This window comes from Kitasatospora sp. NPDC004289 (assembly GCF_053602875.1).
On sequence record NZ_JBSGEL010000029.1, the window covers coordinates 19,219 to 36,681 of the forward strand.

General features: G+C 72.5%; 12 protein-coding genes and 1 tRNA gene. 9 read left to right on the plus strand and 4 right to left on the minus strand.

The window, feature by feature from the left end:
- Positions 1-123: 123 nt before the first annotated feature.
- A complete protein-coding gene (locus ACWEPF_RS20655; protein ID WP_452173685.1) occupies positions 124-2,907 on the plus strand; it encodes a SpoIIE family protein phosphatase in 2,784 nt (927 codons plus the stop codon).
- Positions 2,908-3,060: 153 nt separating this feature from the next.
- Here the strand turns inward: ACWEPF_RS20655 and ACWEPF_RS20660 are convergent, their stop codons facing one another.
- Positions 3,061-3,816, minus strand: coding sequence for a hypothetical protein (locus tag ACWEPF_RS20660; protein ID WP_345290556.1), 756 nt, complete (start codon positions 3,814-3,816; stop codon positions 3,061-3,063).
- Positions 3,817-4,052: 236 nt separating this feature from the next.
- Complete coding sequence (locus ACWEPF_RS20665; RefSeq protein ID WP_452173716.1) at positions 4,053-5,840, minus strand: phosphatidylglycerol lysyltransferase domain-containing protein; 1,788 nt, start codon at positions 5,838-5,840, stop codon at positions 4,053-4,055.
- 319 nt (positions 5,841-6,159) lie between these two features.
- Between ACWEPF_RS20665 and ACWEPF_RS20670 the strand changes: the two genes are divergently transcribed.
- Together ACWEPF_RS20670 and ACWEPF_RS20675 are read left to right on the plus strand one after the other, a co-directional pair.
- Complete coding sequence (locus ACWEPF_RS20670) at positions 6,160-6,831, plus strand: response regulator transcription factor (RefSeq protein ID WP_345290555.1); 672 nt, start codon at positions 6,160-6,162, stop codon at positions 6,829-6,831.
- On the plus strand, positions 6,828-7,997 hold the full coding sequence (locus tag ACWEPF_RS20675; RefSeq protein ID WP_452173686.1) for a sensor histidine kinase: 1,170 nt from the start codon (positions 6,828-6,830) through the stop codon (positions 7,995-7,997). Before ACWEPF_RS20670 ends, ACWEPF_RS20675 begins: the two co-directional genes overlap by 4 nt.
- A gap of 107 nt (positions 7,998-8,104) precedes the next feature.
- Here the strand turns inward: ACWEPF_RS20675 and ACWEPF_RS20680 are convergent.
- Positions 8,105-8,188: transfer RNA gene (locus ACWEPF_RS20680), tRNA-Leu, on the minus strand.
- A 376-nt stretch (positions 8,189-8,564) separates the two neighbouring features.
- Between ACWEPF_RS20680 and ACWEPF_RS20685 the strand changes: the two genes are divergently transcribed.
- The 6 genes from ACWEPF_RS20685 (at position 8,565) to pknB (ending at position 16,915) form a co-directional block, all read left to right on the plus strand.
- Complete coding sequence (locus ACWEPF_RS20685; protein ID WP_345290553.1) at positions 8,565-9,434, plus strand: DUF3662 and FHA domain-containing protein; 870 nt, start codon at positions 8,565-8,567, stop codon at positions 9,432-9,434.
- A gap of 10 nt (positions 9,435-9,444) precedes the next feature.
- Positions 9,445-9,960 (plus strand): FHA domain-containing protein FhaB/FipA, encoded by a 516-nt coding sequence (locus tag ACWEPF_RS20690; protein WP_345290552.1) that lies wholly within the window; start codon positions 9,445-9,447, stop codon positions 9,958-9,960.
- A 50-nt stretch (positions 9,961-10,010) separates the two neighbouring features.
- Positions 10,011-11,429: a PP2C family protein-serine/threonine phosphatase gene (locus ACWEPF_RS20695; RefSeq protein ID WP_452173687.1), complete on the plus strand. Its 1,419-nt coding sequence runs from the start codon at positions 10,011-10,013 to the stop codon at positions 11,427-11,429.
- A 103-nt stretch (positions 11,430-11,532) separates the two neighbouring features.
- Positions 11,533-13,095 (plus strand): FtsW/RodA/SpoVE family cell cycle protein, encoded by a 1,563-nt coding sequence (locus ACWEPF_RS20700; protein ID WP_452173717.1) that lies wholly within the window; start codon positions 11,533-11,535, stop codon positions 13,093-13,095.
- The gene (locus ACWEPF_RS20705; RefSeq protein WP_449797542.1) at positions 13,092-14,555 is read left to right on the plus strand and encodes a peptidoglycan D,D-transpeptidase FtsI family protein; all 1,464 of its coding nucleotides are present in this window, start codon (positions 13,092-13,094) and stop codon (positions 14,553-14,555) included. The genes ACWEPF_RS20700 and ACWEPF_RS20705 overlap by 4 nt, the downstream gene beginning before the upstream one ends.
- Before the next feature lie 287 nt (positions 14,556-14,842).
- The gene (pknB, locus tag ACWEPF_RS20710) at positions 14,843-16,915 is read left to right on the plus strand and encodes a Stk1 family PASTA domain-containing Ser/Thr kinase (RefSeq protein ID WP_452173688.1); all 2,073 of its coding nucleotides are present in this window, start codon (positions 14,843-14,845) and stop codon (positions 16,913-16,915) included.
- Between the two features lie 57 nt (positions 16,916-16,972).
- On the opposite strand, the gene ACWEPF_RS20715 is transcribed toward pknB, so the two are convergent.
- Positions 16,973-17,458: a hypothetical protein gene (locus ACWEPF_RS20715; protein ID WP_452173689.1), complete on the minus strand. Its 486-nt coding sequence runs from the start codon at positions 17,456-17,458 to the stop codon at positions 16,973-16,975.
- Positions 17,459-17,463 lie beyond the last annotated feature (5 nt).

The window sequence follows — 17,463 nt, forward strand, 5'->3', positions numbered from 1 at the left end:
CGCAACTGATACTTACGAATCTCCCCGATTCGCTTTCAGTCCCGCCCCCCACCGTGCTTCGCTGGAAGGTGCAGCGGGAACGACCACACAGGAGCGGCAGCCAGGCGGGAGCAGACGTCATCCATGGTGCACGAGCCCAACTCCACACCGTCGGCCGATCAGCCGTCAGTCTCCGCACTGGTCAGACTGGCCGCCCTGCTGGTCGACCCCGACGGTCGGATCGCGCACTGGAACCGCGCCGCCGAGGAGCTGTTCGGCCACCGCGCCGAAGTCGCCCACGGCCGCACCGCCTCCGGCCTGCTGCCCGCCGTCGAACCGCGCCCCGAGACCGCCCTCCCCCGCCCGGCCGGCACCCCGCCGCGCCGCTGCGACGCGCTGGACACCCTGGACGACCTGACCCAGACCGGCCCCGCGCCGTGGGCCGGGGCGATGCCGGTGCTGGACCGCGAGGAGCGGCTGCGGGACGTCCTCTGGTGGGCCTGGCCGCTGACCGAGCCGTCCGGCCGCAGCCTGCTGGTGCTCGCCGCCGACGCCCGCCCGCTGCGCACCGGCGGCCCGCGGATCGCGCTCGGCGCCCGGCAGCTGCCGTTCGCCCCCGCCCCCGGGCCGGTCGGCGGGCTGCACCGCGCCACCCCCGACTTCACCCCCGCCGGCCCGGCCGGCGCCGCCGCCCTGGCCGGCCTGCTGCCCCCGCACTCCTCCGAGACCCGCCGGGCCCGCCTGCTCACCGCCCTCACCACCGCCGGGCTGCCCGCCCTCTGGGTCGACCCGACCACCCGGCTCCCGGTCCTCCCGTACGAGCCCTCCGGCGCCCGGGCCGCCTCCGGCCTCGGCCGCCGCTACCCGACCCCGCAGCAGCGCGGCGCCCAGCAGCGGACCGAGCGGCCGCGGGCGCTGCGCCGCCCGCCCGAACCCCAGCGGCCCGCCACCGGCAGCCTCCAGGTGCTGACCGGCGGCGCCGTGCCGCAGCCCCGCGACCCGGCCGCGCCCGCCGCCGGTGAGCCCGCGGCACCGTCCGCACCGTCCGTACCGATCCAGGGCACCGCACCGAACGGCAACCGGGCCGCCACCGCCGCGGCCGACACCCCCTCCACCGGCCCGACCCCGGGAGGCCCCGCCATCGAGTCCGCCGCCGACCGCACCGACCCCCAGCCCGCCGACGCGCGGCAGAACGGGCACCGCCCGCACCAGCTGCCCGCCCAGCCCGCCGCACCCTCCCCCGCCGTGGAGGTGCTGACCACCAGTCAGGCCGGGGAGCAGCTGGCCCTGTTGAGCGAGTTCGGCAGCCGGGTCGGCACCACCCTGGACCTGGACGCCACCGCCCGCGAGCTGTGCGACGTCCTGGTGCCGAGGATCGCCGACTTCGCCTGCGTGGACCTGCGGGACGGCCTGATCTCCGACTCGGTGCTCCCGTCCACCCCGCCCTCCGACACCACCACGCTGCGCCGGGTCGCCCGCGCGTACAACGCCACCGCGGGGGAGTGGGAGCACGTGCTGGAGGAGGGCGCGCTGCTCCAGATGCCCCGCTCCACCCCGCCCGGCCTGGCGCTCCAGGAGAACCACCCCGTACTGGTCCCGGTGATCAACCCGGACGTGGCGGTGGACTACGCGGCCTCGCTCGGCGGGCCCGAGCTGGTGCCGGTGGTGATGGACCGTTCGATGCTGGTGCTGCCGCTCTCCGCCCGCGGCACCGTGCTCGGCATCCTCAAGCTGCTCCGGCTGCCCGACCGGGCCCCCTTCGACCACAGCGACGCCGCCACCCTGCGCGAGCTGGCCGCCCGGGCCGCCCTCTCACTGGACAACGCGCGCGCCCACCGGGCCGAGCAGAAGACCGCCACCACCCTCCAGCGCTCGATGATCCCGACCAGGCCGCCGCGGATCCCCGGCGTCCAGATCGCCCACCGCTACCTGCCGGGCGACCCGAAGGCCGAGGTCGGCGGCGACTGGTTCGACGCGATCCAGCTGCCCGGCAGCCGGGTCGCCCTGGTGGTCGGCGACGTGATGGGCCACGGCCTGCTCTCGGCCGCCGCGATGGGCCGCTTCCGCACCGCGATGCAGACCCTGGCCGCCCTCGACCTGCCGCCCGGCCAGCTGCTCCGCCACCTGGACAACCTGGCCCACAAGCTCGGCGACGACCACCTGGCCACCTGCCTGTACGCGGTCTACGACCCGATCAACCGCACCTGCGAGCTGGCCAGCGCCGGCCACGTCCCCCCGGTGCTGGTGCACCCGGACGGCACCGGCGAGCTGCTGGAGATCCCGGCCGGCGCCCCGATCGGGGTCGGCGGGGTGCCCTTCGTGGCCAAGCGGATCGACGTCTCGGACGGCTCGATGCTGGTGCTCTGCACCGACGGTCTGGTCGAGGTCAGGGGCGGGGACATAGGGGCCGGCCTGGCCGCCCTGTGCGGGAACCTGATCGACCCCAAGCAGACCCCCGAGGAGGCCTGCGACGTGGTCCTGGAGCGGCTCCACTCGGAGGACCGCCAGGACGACATCGCCCTGCTGGTGGCCCGCTTCGACGGGGTCGCCCCGACCGAGGTGGCCACCTGGGAGCTCAACGTCGGCGAGGCGGAGGTCCGCCGGGCCCGTCGGCTGGTCCGCGAGCAGCTCGCCGCCTGGCAGCTGGAGGGGCTCACCGACACCGTCGAGCTGCTGGTCAGCGAGCTGGTGACGAACGCGGTCCGGGTGGCCCGGGACCACGTCCAGCTCCAGCTCATCCGGGTGGACAAGCTGCTGGTCGAGGTCAGCGACGACAACCACAACCTGCCCTCGCTGGAGCCCTCCGAGGAGATGGACGAGAACGGGCGCGGGCTCAACCTGGTCAGCAAGCTCGCCGAGAAGTGGGGCACCGCCCGCAAGGCGGTCGGCAAGGTCGTCTGGTTCGAGATGGCCCTCCCCCGCAGTTAGGGGGACAACGTGATGCTTTCTGGGGGCGCGGGGAACTGCGCGAGTACGGAAGGCGGACCAGTGCTAGGTCGGGGCATGCGAGCCAGTTGCAGCACGTGCCGTTCCCCTGCGCGCAGTTCCCCGCGCCCCTGAAGGCCCCTCCGGGGCCCAGGCTCAGGGAGCGACCGGCGCGCGGCGGCGGCGGGCCTCGGTGGCCACGGCGGTGGCGGCGGTGACGCCGGCCAGCACCCGCGGCCAGAAGTCACCGAAGACCTCCATCGCGGCCGCGATCAGCACCGCGGCGACCAGCGCGGCCACGTGCTCCAGCCCCGCCAGGTTCGGCAGCACGATCGCCTCGCCGATCATCACCGCGGCCACCAGCCCGCCGGTGAACCAGGCCCGGCAGCGGATCGCGATCACGATCGCCAGCGCCACCACGGCGGCCGACGGCCCGGTGTCCCGGACGTGCGCCACCTCGGGCGGGAAGCCGAACAGGTGGTCCGGGCCGATCGCCACCCCGATCCGGGCGAACAGCGTCCCGGCCAGCGTGCAGGCGTAGGCCACCACCAGGGTCAGCCGCCGCCCGAGCACCAGCTCGGCGAGCCCGAAGACCAGGAAGACCTGTGCCAACGCGCCCCAGACCGGCAGGTCCAGCGCCGGGACGTACAGCGAGAGGGGGGTGCGCAGCAGCGAGACGTCCAGCGGGAGGGCTGCCTTGACCACCCCGACGTGGGTGACGAAGCGCCCTCCGCCGGGCAGGTGCTGGACGATGCTGAACAGCAGCACCAGCAGGGTCGCGGTGGTGGCGAGCGGGACGGCGGCGAACTTCTTGCGGGCCAGCTCGGTGCGGACGGTGGAGTACAGCTGACCCCACTCCGCGACGGCGGCCCGCCGCACGTGGCCCATCGGCCCCGTTCGCTGTTCGTTCACTGACGTCCCCGTTCACTGCGCAACGCCGACACGGAATGCCGACTCCGTATTGTCGACAACGCATTGCCGACGGCCACCAGACTTTCGCGGCCCACTACATCCACAGTAGGTATCCGCTAAACGGACCGCATCAGCTCACGAGCCGAATCGGGGTCATCCTCCAGGCGGATATCGACCCCCGGACATCCCCCGGTCGGGGGTCCATTGCGGCTTCCCTCCGCCCCCCGGCGGAGGGCTTACCGCTCCCCGTCGCGTTCCGGCGCCGGCAGCGCGGCGGGACCTCCGGCTGCGGCGATGGCCGGCCGGGCGTGCCGGCGGCGGAACAGGGCGGGAAGGCTCGGTGCGGTGATGAAGCCCTCGGCCCGGGCACTCGCGATGCCGATCCGGGGAATCTCACCGCTCTTCTCGAAGAGCAGATAACGCGGTTCCCAGATCGGGCGGTACTTCGCATTCGCCCGGTAGAGCGACTCGATCTGCCACCAGCGGGAGAAGAAGCCGAGCACGGAACGCCACAGCCGGAGCACCGGCCCGGCACCGAGCTTGGAGCCGCGCTCGAAAACGGAACGGAACATCGCGAAGTTCAGCGAGACCCGCTGGAGGTCGACGGTCTTCGCCTGCTGGAGCAGTTCGATCACCATGAACTCCATCAGGCCGTTCTCGGTGTCCCGGGCCCGGCGCATCAGGTCCAGCGAGAGCCCGTTCGCGCCCCAGGGCACGAAGCTCAGCAGCGCCTGCAGCTCGCCCTCGGCGTCGTGGCACTCCAGCATCACGCAGCGGCCGTCGCCCGGATCGCCCAGGCGGCCGAGCGCCATCGAGAAGCCGCGCTCGGTGGCGCCGTCCCGCCAGTGGTCCGCCTTCTCCACCAGCTCGGCCATCTCGGCCTCGGGGATCTCCTCGTGCCGGCGGATCCGGACGGTGTACCCGGCCCGCTTGACCCGGTTGTACGCCTGCCGGACCACCCGCATCGCGCGGCCGTCCAGCGAGAACTCGTCCAGCTCGACGATCGCCTCGTCACCCAGCTCCAGCGCGTCCAGCCCGTGCCGGGCGTAGATCACCCCGGCCTCCTCGGAGGCGCCCATCACCGCCGGGGCCCAGGCGTGCTCGCGGGCCTCGGCCAGCCAGCACTCGATCGCCCCCGGCCAGGCCTCCGGATCGCCGATCGGGTCGCCGGAGGCCAGCGAGACGCCACCGACCACCCGGTAGGTGACGGCCGCCTTGCCGCTCGGCGAGAAGATCACCGCCTTGTCCCGGCGGAGCGCGAAGTAGCCCAGCGAGTCCCGCTCGCCCTGCTTCTCCAGCAGCGCGCGCAGCTTGGCCTCGTCCTCCGGGGTCTGCAGCTCCTGGCCGCGCGGCGAGCGGAACGCCACGTACAGCACCAGCAGGAAGAGCACCGCGCCCATCGCGTTGATGAAGCCGTTCACCCAGGTGGGGGCGGAGATCACCCGCTCCATGTGGGCCGAGGGCTCGACCGTGATCATCCGGGCGATCGAGTACCGGAAGCGGTCCCCGAAGTCGGCCCCGGTGATCTCGTTGGTCCAGCCGACCAGCAGGGCGCCGATCCCGCCGCCGACCAGCAGGCCGCCGACGAAGGCCGCCACCGCCGACTTGGGGTTGGAGCGGTCGCCCTTGGAGGTGAACTCCCGCCGGCCGAGCAGCAGGGCGAAGAAGAACAGCCCGGTCAGCACGGCGGAGAAGTAGTTGAAGGGGTGGCGGTTGAAGTGCAGGCCGTCCGGCGAGACCGCCAGCAGCAGCACGTAGGCCGTGAAGAAGACCCCGGACAGCACCGTGTTGAAGATCCACGCGGCCCGCTTGCGGCGGCGCATCGCCACCGCGAGCAGCAGCGAGAGCACCACCGAGGTGAGGCCGGCCGTCATCAGGTACGGGGTGAAGAACTCGCCCTCGTTGTGGGTGCGCACCTGGTCCTTGAACGGGACGGCGAGCACCGCGACCAGGTTCAGCAGCGCCAGCAGCCGCAGGTACCAGACGGTGAACGCGGCGGCCCGGGGCCGCCAGCGGGCCAGCAGCCTCCCGAGGGCGCCGGTGTGCTCGGCTGGCGTGGTCGCGGGCTCCGGCTTCACGGTGGAGGACACAGCTCAATTCCAAACGATCAGGTGACGGGGCGCATCCGCACGCACACGGGCCGACGGCCAGGGCCTGTCCCCGCAGACCATGGTTGCTCACCGGAGATGAGAAATACGTGAACCCGGTAGCGGATTCGCGACCCCCCCGAACGGCGGGGGTGCTCTCCCCCCGACCGACGGCACGGCCGCCCCGGCCTGCCCCTAGGCTCGAATCGCACGCGCTCCCACACCCTCATACCCGCGCGCGCGAGGAGGCACGGCCATGACGGCCATCCGCGTACTGATCGTGGACGACGAGATCCTGGTCCGCTCCGGCCTCGGCCTGATCGTGGGCTCCGCCCCCGACCTCGAGGTGGTCGGCGACTGCTCCGGGGCCCAGGCCGAGGACCGGGTGACGGCGCTGCGGCCGCACGTGGTGCTGCTGGACATCCGGATGCCCGACCTGGACGGCATCTCGGTGCTCCGCAGGCTGCGCGCCCTGCCGTACCCCCCGGCCGTGGCGATGCTGACCACCTTCGACACCGACGAGTACATCGGCACCGCGCTGCGGGCCGGCGCGGCCGGCTTCCTGCTCAAGGACACCGCCCCCGAGCAGCTGGTGCACGCCGTCCGGGTGCTGGCGGCCGGCGGCAGCGTGCTCTCGCCGACCGTCACCCGCACGGTGATCAGCGGCTACGTCGAGGGCGGCGGCCCGGACGCCGAGGCGGCCGCCCTCACCCGCGGCCTGACCGGCCGCGAGCTGGACGTGCTGGCCCTGCTCGGCGAGGGTCTGTCCAACGCCGAGATCGCCGACCGGCTCTTCCTCGGCACCGGCACCGTCAAGGACCACATCAGCGCCATCCTCGGGAAGCTCGCCGCCGCCAACCGGGTGCAGGCCGCCGTGGTGGCCAACCGGGCCGGGCTGGTCCGCACCCCGCCCCGGCCCGAGGCGTGACCACCCCCGGCCGGGCCCGCCCGGCCTGGCTCAGCGCCCCCTGGACCACCGCGCCCTGGCTGATGCTGCTGCTCCCGGTGCTGGCGGCCGCGGCGGACGCCGCCCTGGTGGCCAGGGACTCCCCCTGGTGGGAGCTGGTGCTCTCGGCCCTCTCCACCGGTGCGCTGGTGCTGCGCCGCCGCTTCCCGGTGCTCACCCTGCTGCTGGTGCTGCCCGGCACCTTCGTCAACTACATCTGGATCGCGCCGATGACCGCGGTCTACTCGGTCGCCGCACACCGGCCCGGGCTGCGCGCCCCCGTCATCAGCGCCACCGTCCTCTCGCTGGTGGAGTTCTTCCACTGGCCGCTGACCGACCACCCGCTGGCCCTGGACCAGGACAACGCGCTCTACGCCATCCAGTGCGTGATGGTCGGCGCCGGGCCCGCAGCCCTCGGCCTGCTGGCCCGCACCCGGAAGGAACTGGCCGACCGGCTGGCCGAACTGACGGAGGGCCGGCAGCGCGAGCACCGGCTGCTGGCCGAGCGGGTGCTCTCCACCGAACGGGCCCGGCTCGCCCGGGAGATGCACGACGTGGTCTCGCACCAGGTCAGCCTGATCTCGATCCAGGCCGGGGCCCTCCAGGTCTCCGCCACCGACCCGGCCACCCGGGCCACCGCCCGCACCATCCGGGAGCTCTCGGTCCGCACCCTGGACGAGCTGCGCCAGATGGTCGGCGTGCTGCGGGCCGCCGCGCAGTCCCCCGGCGGCGACCGCCTCGCCGAACCGCTCTCCCCGCAGCCCCGGCTGGCCGACCTGCCCCGGCTGATCGAGGGCAGCGGACTGCCCGTCACCAGCGAGCTGGCGGCGGGGGACCGGCCCTGGCCGGAGTCGGTGGAGCGGGCCGCCTTCCGCACCGTGCAGGAGGCGCTCACCAACATCACCAAGCACGCGCCGGAGGCCGCCGTCGAGGTCCGGCTCTGCACCGCGGGCAGCCGGCTGCTGGTCGAGGTCCGCAACGGCCCGCCCGGCCGGCACCCCGAACCCTCCGAGACCCTGCCCGGCGGGGGCCACGGACTGGTCGGCCTGCGCGAGCGGGCCGAGCGCCTCGGCGGCACGCTGACCGCGGGGCCCACGCCCGAGGGCGGCTTCGCGGTCCGGGCGGAGCTCCCGGTCGCGGGGGAGTGAGCCCACCGGGGTGACCCTGGTCACAAGGGCGGCCCTCCGGGGCCCGCCCCTGTGCACCGGAGAACGAGAAAGCCCCGCAGATCCTGAGGATCTGCGGGGCTTCGCTGTGCGCGAGGGGGGAGTTGAACCCCCACGCCCTTTCGGGCACTGGAACCTGAATCCAGCGCGTCTGCCTATTCCGCCACCCGCGCAAGGGTGTTTGTCTTCCGGTCTTCCGACCCGCTCGGCCTGGGCCTTGCTGGTCTTCCGTTCGGCTCCCTCTCGGGCGCCCCTTCCGACATGAGAAACATTAGCACGCCTCCGCCCGAACCTACGAATCCCTTCCCGCGGCACCCCGCAACCGGAGCGGTCGCCCTTCCCGCAGCGCCGCCGGTCGGGGCCGGTCGGGTGCAGGCGAACGGGTGATCGAGGGATGACCACGGGCCCCTGCGGGTAGCCCTGGCTTGCGCCCCGCCGCGCCGGGGGAACCGTGGGGACGGCCCCGGCGTGGATACGATCAGTACGGAAGTACCGCTATCGCGCCCGCGGGCGGCCGGACCGAACGCCCTTGGAAGGGGGTGCCCCACGGTGGGAGTACTGAAGAAGTTCGAGCAGCGGCTCGAGGGTCTCGTGAACGGCACCTTCGCCAAGGTGTTCAAGTCCGAGGTGCAGCCGGTGGAGATCGCCGGAGCGCTCCAGAGGGAGTGCGACAACAACGCGACCATCTGGAACCGCGACCGCACCGTGGTGCCGAACGACTTCATCGTCGAGCTCTCCCCGCACGACCACGAGCGCCTCAGCCCGTACGCCGGGCAGCTGGGCAGCGAGCTGGCCGGCATGGTGCAGGAGTACGCCGAGGCACAGCGGTACAGCTTCATGGGCCCGCTCCAGGTGTCGCTGGAGAAGGCCGACGACCTGGACACCGGGCTCTACCGGGTGCGCAGCCGCACGCTGGCCTCCGAACAGCCGCCGGCCCAGCCCGCGCCGCCCCAACAGCAGCAGGGCTACGGCCGCCAGCCCACCCCGCCGGCCCCCGGCGCACCGTGGCAGCAGCAGGGCGCGGCTCCGTACGGGGCGCCGCCCCCGCCGGCCGCACCCCCCTCGATGCCCCCGACGCCCCCGCAGGCGGGCGGCGGCAACGTCCGGCCGTTCCCCGGTGCGGGCCACGGTGGCCCGGCCACCCGGCGCTGGATCGAGGTGAACGGGCAGCGGCACCAGATCACCGGGAACGCCTGCGTGCTCGGCCGCTCGACCGAGGCCGACATCCGGATCGACGACCCCGGGGTCTCCCGCAAGCACGCCGAGATCAGGCCCGGGACCCCGGCCATGGTGCTCGACCTGGGATCGACCAACGGCATCGTGGTGGACGGACAGCACACCCAGCGCGCTACGCTCCGCGACGGCTCCAGGATCGTCCTGGGCAGCACCACCATCGTCTACCGACAGGTCGAAGGGTGATCGCCCGGTCATGTCAGAACTGACCCTGACGGTCATGCGGCTGGGTTTCCTCGCCGTGCTGTGGCTGTTCGTCATCGTCGCCGTCCAGGTGATCCGCAGTGACCTGTTCGGCACCAAGGTGAACCAGCGCACCGCCGCGCGCCGCGCGGCCGCGCCGGCCTCCGCCGCCCCCGGCGGGGGGCACCCCGCCCCGCCCCCGCAGGCCGCCCCCGGCCCCGGCCGCCGCCGCGGTGCGCCGACCCAGCTGGTCGTCGTGCAGGGCTCGCTGGCCGGCACCACGGTGGCGCTGCAGGGGCAGACCATCACGCTCGGCCGGGCCCACGACTCCACGATCGTGCTGGACGACGACTACGCCTCGTCCCGGCATGCCAGGATCTACCCCGATCAGACTGGGCAGTGGACGGTGGAGGATCTAGGCTCCACCAACGGCACCTATCTGGACCGGCAGCGGCTCACCGCGCCCACCCCGCTCCAGCCGGGGATGCCGATCCGTATCGGCAGGACCGTCATCGAACTGCGGAAGTAGCGGCGCATGAGGGACAGCACACCGTCCACCCGAAGGAGGGCTCGGACCGCATGACTCTCGTGCTGCGCTTCGCCGCCGGATCGCACAAGGGACTGATCCGGGAGGGGAACGAGGACTCTGGCTACGCCGGCCCCCGGCTGCTCGCGGTCGCCGACGGCATGGGCGGCGCCGCCGCCGGTGAGGTCGCCTCCTCCGAGGTGCTGGGCTCCATCGTCCGCCTGGACGAGGACGTGCCCGGCGCCGACCTGCTGACCCTGCTGAACGACGCCGTGCAGGGCGCCAACGAACGCCTGCGGCAGATGGTCGAGGACGACCCGCACCTCGAGGGCATGGGCTGCACGCTCACCGCGATGCTCTGGACCGGGCAGCGGATGGGCATGGTGCACATCGGCGACTCCCGGGCCTACCTGCTCCGGGACGGCTCGCTGGCCCAGATCACCCAGGACCACACCTGGGTGCAGCGGCTGGTCGACGAGGGCCGGATCACGCCCGAGGAGGCCGAGACCCACCCGCAGCGCTCGCTGCTGATGCGGGCGCTGGACGGCCGCGGCCAGGTCGAGCCCGACCTGTCGATCCGTGAGGTCCGGGCCGGCGACCGCTACCTGATCTGTTCCGACGGTCTGTCGGGACCGGTCAGCCACCAGACCCTGGAGGAGACGCTCGGGAGCTTCTACTCCCCCGAGCAGACCGTCCAGGAGCTGATCCAGCTGGCGCTGCGCGGCGGCGGCCCGGACAACATCACCTGCGTGGTGGCGGACGTCATCGACGTCGGCGCCACCGACCCGCACAGCGCCGGCTACGCCGACGTCCCCGTGGTGGTCGGCGCGGTGGCCGACGCCCCGCCCGCCAACGACCACGCCCTTCCGAACACCGCGGCCGGCCGGGCCGCCGGACTGGGCCGCCCGCAGGGCGCGTTCGGACCGGCCAGCGGCTACGGCCAGCAGGCCGGCTTCGGCCCCGCCGAGGGCTACGGGGCGGGCGAGGGCGCACCGGACGCGCACGAGCACGGCGGCTACGAGGAGGAGGCGGCGCAGCCCGCCCCGCCCTCGCGGCGCCGGAAGAAGAAGTTCGGCTGGTTCAAGCTGACCCTCACCCTGCTGGTGCTCCTGGGCCTGCTCGGCGCCGGCGGCTACGCGGGCTGGCGCTGGACCCAGGGCCAGTACTACGTGGGCGCCTCCGGCGACTCCGTGGCGGTCTACCGGGGCATCAACCAGAACCTGGCCGGCCTCGGACTGTCGAAGGTCTACCAGGCGCACGCCGAGGTGCAGCTGAAGTTCCTTCCGCCGTACCAGCAGACCCAGGTGTCCAACACCATCCAGGCCAGCAGCCTGGCGGACGCCGAGGAGCAGGTGAAGAAGCTGGGCGCCCAGGCGGAGGTCTGCAAGAAGGTCGCCGCCACCCCGGCCGGCACCGCCCCGACCCTGACCGAGCAGGAGCAGAAGCTGGCCGCCTCCTGCCCGACCCCGTAGTGGCGCCCGCCGCCACCGCGACCCTGATGACCGCAGCGACACCGGCCCCTCCAGCGGGTCCCACAGCCGTCGGGGAGCGGCCGTCAACGTGAGCAGTTTCGACCTGAGCAGTAGTCAGACCGGTGGTGAACAGCGCTCCCGGCGCCGGGAGAACACCACCATCACGCCCCAGGGCGCGCCCAACCGCCGCAACACCGAGCTGGCCCTGCTGGCCTTCGCGGTGCTGCTGCCGATGCTGGCGTACGCCAACGTCGGCCTGGCGATGGACGGCACCCTGCCCGCCGGCATGCTCGGCTACGGCCTGGGCATGGGCGCGCTCGCGCTCGTCGCCCACCTGGTGATGCGGAAGTGGGCGCCGTACGCCGACCCGCTGCTGCTGCCGCTGGCCACCCTGCTCAACGGCCTCGGCGTGGTGATGATCTGGCGGCTCGACAAGGCCGGCAAGGTGCTCTCCAACAACTTCGCGGCCGCGCCCAACCAGCTGATGTGGTCCGGGCTCGGGGTCGCGATGTTCATCGGCGTGATCCTGCTGCTCAAGGACCACCGGATCCTCCAGCGGTACACCTACATCTCGATGGTGGTGGCCCTGGTGCTGCTGGCCGCGCCGGCCTTCTTCCCGAGCCGGGCCGAGGACTTCGGCGCCAAGATCTGGATCCGCTTCGGCGGCTTCTCGATCCAGCCGGGCGAGTTCGCCAAGATCATCCTGACCGTGTTCTTCGCCGGGTACCTGATGGTCAAGCGGGACGCGCTGGCGCTGGCCAGCCGCCGCTTCATGGGCCTCTACCTGCCGCGCGGGCGCGACCTCGGGCCGATCATCGTGGTCTGGCTGCTCTCCATCCTGATCCTGATCTTCGAGACCGACCTCGGCTCCTCCTTCCTCTTCTTCGGCCTCTTCGTGGTGATGCTCTACGTCGCCACCGAGCGGACCAGCTGGATCGTCTTCGGCCTGCTGATGTCGGTCAGCGGCGCGGCCCTGGTGGCCACCTCCGAGCCGCACGTGAAGACCCGCATCGACGCCTGGCTCGACCCGATGGCCGCCTTCAGCCCCACCCCGCCGAAGGGCGCCACCGAGCAGATCGGCCAGACCCTGATGGCCTTCGGCTCCGGCGGGGTCACCGGCAGCGGGCTCGGCCAGGGGCGGTCCTGGCTGATCCAGTTCGCCGCCAAGAGCGACTTCATCCTCGGCTCCTTCGGCGAGGAGCTCGGGCTCACCGGCCTGATGGCGCTCTTCCTGCTCTACGGCCTGGTGGTCCAGCGCGGCCTGCGCACCGCGATCGCCGCCCGCGACCCGTTCGGCAAGCTGCTCGCGGTCGGCCTCTCCTCCGCCTTCGCGCTCCAGGTCTTCGTGGTGGCCGGCGGCGTCACCGGACTGATCCCGCTGACCGGCATGACGATGCCCTTCCTCGCCCAGGGCGGCTCCTCGGTGGTGGCCAACTGGGCGCTGATCGCCGTCCTGCTCAAGATCAGCGACTCCGCCCGGCGCCCGGCCGCCGAACCGCAGCCGCAGCCCTCCGGCGGCGAACCCCTGGCCCGTCCGGCGGCCGGCGCACCGCAGCCGACCACCCCGCCGCTCGGCACCCCGCAGCCCGGCACCCCGTCGCTCGGGGGCCAGGCCGGACCCGGCCCCGAAGGCGTGACCGAACCCATCCGGGGAGCCCACTCGTGAACAAGCCGATCCGCCGGGTCTCGATCTTCTGCCTGGTCCTGGTGCTGGCCCTGATGATCCGGGTCAACTGGGTCCAGGGCGTCCAGGCCGACAGCCTGGCCAACCACCCCAAGAACCTGCGCACCAAGTTCGACCGCTACGCCTACCCGCGCGGCAACATCGTCGTGGCCGGGGGCCAGCCGGTCACCAAGTCGGACTTCGTCAACGGCTACCGCTACAAGTACAAGCGCGCCTGGGTGGACGGCCCGATGTGGGCGCCCGTCACCGGGTACTCCTCGCAGGCCTTCGACACCAGCCAGCTGGAGAAGCTGGAGGACGGCATCCTCTCCGGCTCCGACTCCCGGCTGTTCTTCCGCAACACCCTGGACATGCTGACCGGCAAGGAGAAGCAGGGCGGCGACGTGGTCACCACCCTCAGCCCCAAGGCGCAGAAGGCCGGCTTCGAGGGGCTCGGCGACAAGAAGGGCGCCGTGGTCGCGCTCGACCCGCGCACCGGCGCGATCCTCGCGCTGGTCTCCACGCCCTCCTACGACCCCGGCAGCTTCGCCGGCACCGGGGACGCCGACTCCAAGGCCTGGAACGCGCTGCAGGCCGACGCCAACAAGCCGATGCTCAACCGCGCGCTGCGCGAGACGTACCCGCCCGGCTCGACCTTCAAGCTGGTCACCGCCGCGGCCGCGTTCGAGAGCGGCAAGTACCAGAACGTGACCGACGTCACCGACACCCCGGCCAAGTACCTGCTGCCCGGCACCAACACCGAGCTGAAGAACGCCAGCGCCAACGAGCCCTGCGCCAACGCCACCGTGCAGGACGCCATGGACCTGTCCTGCAACACGGTCTTCGGCAAGATCGGCGCCGAGGTCGGCGGCGACAAGCTGCGCGCCCAGGCGGAGAAGTTCGGCTTCAACAACGACCAGGTCGACGTCCCGATCCGGGCCGCCGAGTCGACCTTCCCCACCGGCTCCAAGCCGGACGGCACCGCGATGGACGCGATCGGCCAGCACGACACCCGGGCCACCCCGCTCCAGATGGCCATGGTCGCCGCCGCCATCGCCAACGACGGCCGGCTGATGCAGCCGTACATGGTGGACGAGGAGCGGGCGGCCAACCTGACCACCATCTCCAAGCACACCGAGCGCCAGCTGGGGCAGGCCGTCACCCCGTCCACCGCGCAGAAGCTCCAGCAGCTGATGGAGAGCGTGGTCGCCAACGGCACCGGCACCAAGGCCCAGATCAAGGGCCTGAAGGTCGGCGGCAAGACCGGCACCGCGCAGCACGGCGTGGACAACAAGGGCCTGCCGTTCGCCTGGTTCATGTCCTACGCCAAGGCCGACGACGGCCGCTCGGTCGCGGTCGCGGTGGTGGTCGAGGACGGCTCCAACGAGCGCGACGAGATCTCCGGCGGCGGTCTCGCCGCGCCGATCGCCAAGGCCGTGATGCAGGCGGCGCTGGAGCGCTGACCCGGGGGTGTCGGCGTGGTCGGAACGAGGCCCGTTCCGACCACGCCCCTGTCAGAATGGGGCCCGGCCGGAGGATACCGGTCTGGTCTCATCCGGCAGCCCGTTCCGGTCGCCCCAGGTTGGGCAGGTAGCGTATCCGCAAGCAGCGGGTCTACCCGCCGCCCGTCCGCGGCCCCGGCCGTGGGGTCGGTCACGGAAACCGGCACGGCGGCGCAGGCGTCCAACACAGCGTGCGGGGACAACCTACGTGACATCCTCACCGGCCGGTGAGGGAGAGGGTCGGAACTATGGAAGAGCCTCGTCGCCTCGGCGGCAGGTACGAGCTCGGCGGCGTCCTAGGACGCGGCGGCATGGCCGAGGTGTACCTCGCCCATGACACCAGGCTCGGCCGCTCCGTCGCCGTGAAGACGCTCCGTGCCGACATGGCCCGCGATCCGTCGTTCCAGGCCCGGTTCCGCCGCGAGGCCCAGTCCGCGGCCTCCCTGAACCACCCCGCGATCGTCGCCGTGTACGACACCGGCGAGGACTACATCGACGGGATCTCCATCCCGTACATCGTGATGGAGTACGTCGAGGGCTCCACCCTGCGCGAGCTGCTGCACTCCGGGCGGCGGCTGCTGCCCGAGCGCGCGCTGGAGATGACCATCGGCATCCTCCAGGCCCTCGAGTACTCGCACCGCGCCAACATCGTCCACCGCGACATCAAGCCCGCCAACGTCATGCTGACCCGGCAGGGCAACGTCAAGGTGATGGACTTCGGCATCGCCCGCGCCATGGGTGACGCCGGCATGACGATGACCCAGACCTCGGCCGTCATCGGCACCGCCCAGTACCTCTCCCCGGAGCAGGCCAAGGGCGAGACCGTGGACGCCCGGTCCGACATCTACTCCACCGGCTGCCTGCTCTACGAGCTGCTGACGCTCCGTCCGCCGTTCGTCGGCGACTCCCCGGTCGCGGTCGCGTACCAGCACGTCCGGGAGGAGGCCATGCCGCCGTCCTCCTACGACCCCGAGGTCCGCCCCGAGGTCGACGCGATCGTGCTGAAGGCGCTCACCAAGGACCGCGAGTACCGGTACCAGAGCGCCGCCGAGATGCGCGACGACATCGAGCGCTTCCTCGACGGCCTGCCGGTCGCCGCCGCCCAGCAGGCCGCCGCCTTCGGCATGGCCGGCCAGGGCTACGGCTACGACCAGCAGGGCTACCCCGCCGGCCAGCACGACCCGTACGGCCAGACCAACCTGCTGCCGCAGCAGGGCGCGGCCGGCCCGACCACCATGCTGCCGCAGGTCGGCAACCAGCAGCCCGGGTACGACAACTACAACGGCGCGGGCGGCAACGGCGGCTACGACGAGTACGGAAGCGGCGGAGGCGGCGGGCGGCGCTCCGAGCAGCCGCGCAAGAGCAGCAACACCTCCTGGGTGCTGCTGGCCATCGCGGCCGTGCTGGTGCTGGTCGGCGCCTACTTCGTGGTGGACGCCGTCATGCTCAAGCCCGGTGGGCGCAACGGCGACAAGGTCGCGGTGCCCAACCTGGTCGGCCAGACGCTGGACGACGCCAAGCTCAAGGCCGCCAACGTCAACAGCAAGCTCGTGGTGGTCACCGGGTCCGAGATCGCCTGCCCCGACGCCTCGGTGAAGAAGGGTCAGGTCTGCACCCAGAACCCGACCGCCACCACCCAGGTCGCGCCGGACACCCAGATCACCGTCCAGCTCTCCACCGGGCCGACCGCCGCGGACCTCCCCGACGTCACCGGCAAGGACCTGGACGTCGCCAAGGAGACCATCACCAAGGCCGGCTTCACCGTCGGCAAGGTCAGCTACGAGAACAGCGACACCGTCCAGCAGAACAAGGTCATCTCCCAGGACCCCTCCGCGGGCAAGGCCACGCCCAACAGCGCGATCAACCTGACCGTCTCCTCCGGCCAGACCAAGGTCGCCGTCCCCGGCGTGATCAACCAGACCGAGGCCGCCGCCCGGCAGGCCCTGGAGGGCGCCGGCTTCACGGTGGAGGTCAAGAACACCCCCACCCCGGACACCACCAAGATCGGCCAGGTCTACAACCAGGACCCCAAGGGCAACCAGAAGGCCGCCCCCAACTCCAAGGTGACGATCTTCGTCTACAAGGCCCAGGACAAGGTCACCGTCCCGCCGCTGGAGAACGTCGTCCTCAAGGACGCCATCAAGCAGCTCGACCAGGCCGGCCTGGGCTACGACTTCCTGTTCGGCCCCCAGGACCCGACCGCGATCGTCGTCAGCGCCACCCCCGGCGCCGGCACCCAGGTGGACCCGAACACCAAGATCATGCTCACCACCAAGGCCGCACCCCCCAAGCCCACGAACTCCTCGTCCCCGCCCCGCTGACCCACCCCGAGGGGCCCGCCGCACCCACCGTGCGGCGGGCCCCTCGGCGTTCCACCACTACCGCCGCCTACGCCGCCGCTCCCCCGGCCCGCGCGCGGCGAGCACGGGGAGCATCACCAGCTGCAGCTCCCGGATCTCCGCCAGCTCCTCCCGCAGCCCGGACAGCTCGTACCGCCACTCGGCCGCACCCGCCACCGCCCGCTCCGCGAGGTCCAGCAGCTCCCGGCGGACCGCCTTCGCCGCCGTGCTCCCGCGCAGCAGCATCCCGACGACGAGGACGGCCCTGCGGGGGAAAATCCCAACCCCGCGTCCCGGCACCGACCGTTCCTTCAAGTTGAAGGAAAGAAACTCTCGCAGGTCAGCGCCCTTGAGCACGCGGTGACCGTGCTCGGCCAGCTCCGCCCGGTGCCGGTACACCAGGCTGTCCACAGCCTTTTCCCCAACCCCGTAGTAGTCGGCGATCATCCTCGCCGTCACGTGCACGCCGTCCGGGAGCAGCACCAGCGCCTTCACCCGGTCCAGCGCCTCGACCCGGTCGGCCATCCAGG

Coding starts and splice junctions, on each gene's coding strand:
- ACWEPF_RS20655 (WP_452173685.1), top strand. CDS start 124: ATGGTGCACGAGCCCAACTCCACACCGTCGGCCGATCAGCCGTCAGTC.
- ACWEPF_RS20670 (WP_345290555.1), top strand. CDS start 6,160: ATGACGGCCATCCGCGTACTGATCGTGGACGACGAGATCCTGGTCCGC.
- ACWEPF_RS20690 (WP_345290552.1), top strand. CDS start 9,445: ATGTCAGAACTGACCCTGACGGTCATGCGGCTGGGTTTCCTCGCCGTG.
- ACWEPF_RS20695 (WP_452173687.1), top strand. CDS start 10,011: ATGACTCTCGTGCTGCGCTTCGCCGCCGGATCGCACAAGGGACTGATC.
- pknB (WP_452173688.1), top strand. CDS start 14,843: ATGGAAGAGCCTCGTCGCCTCGGCGGCAGGTACGAGCTCGGCGGCGTC.
- ACWEPF_RS20715 (WP_452173689.1), bottom strand. CDS start 17,458: ATGGCCGACCGGGTCGAGGCGCTGGACCGGGTGAAGGCGCTGGTGCTG.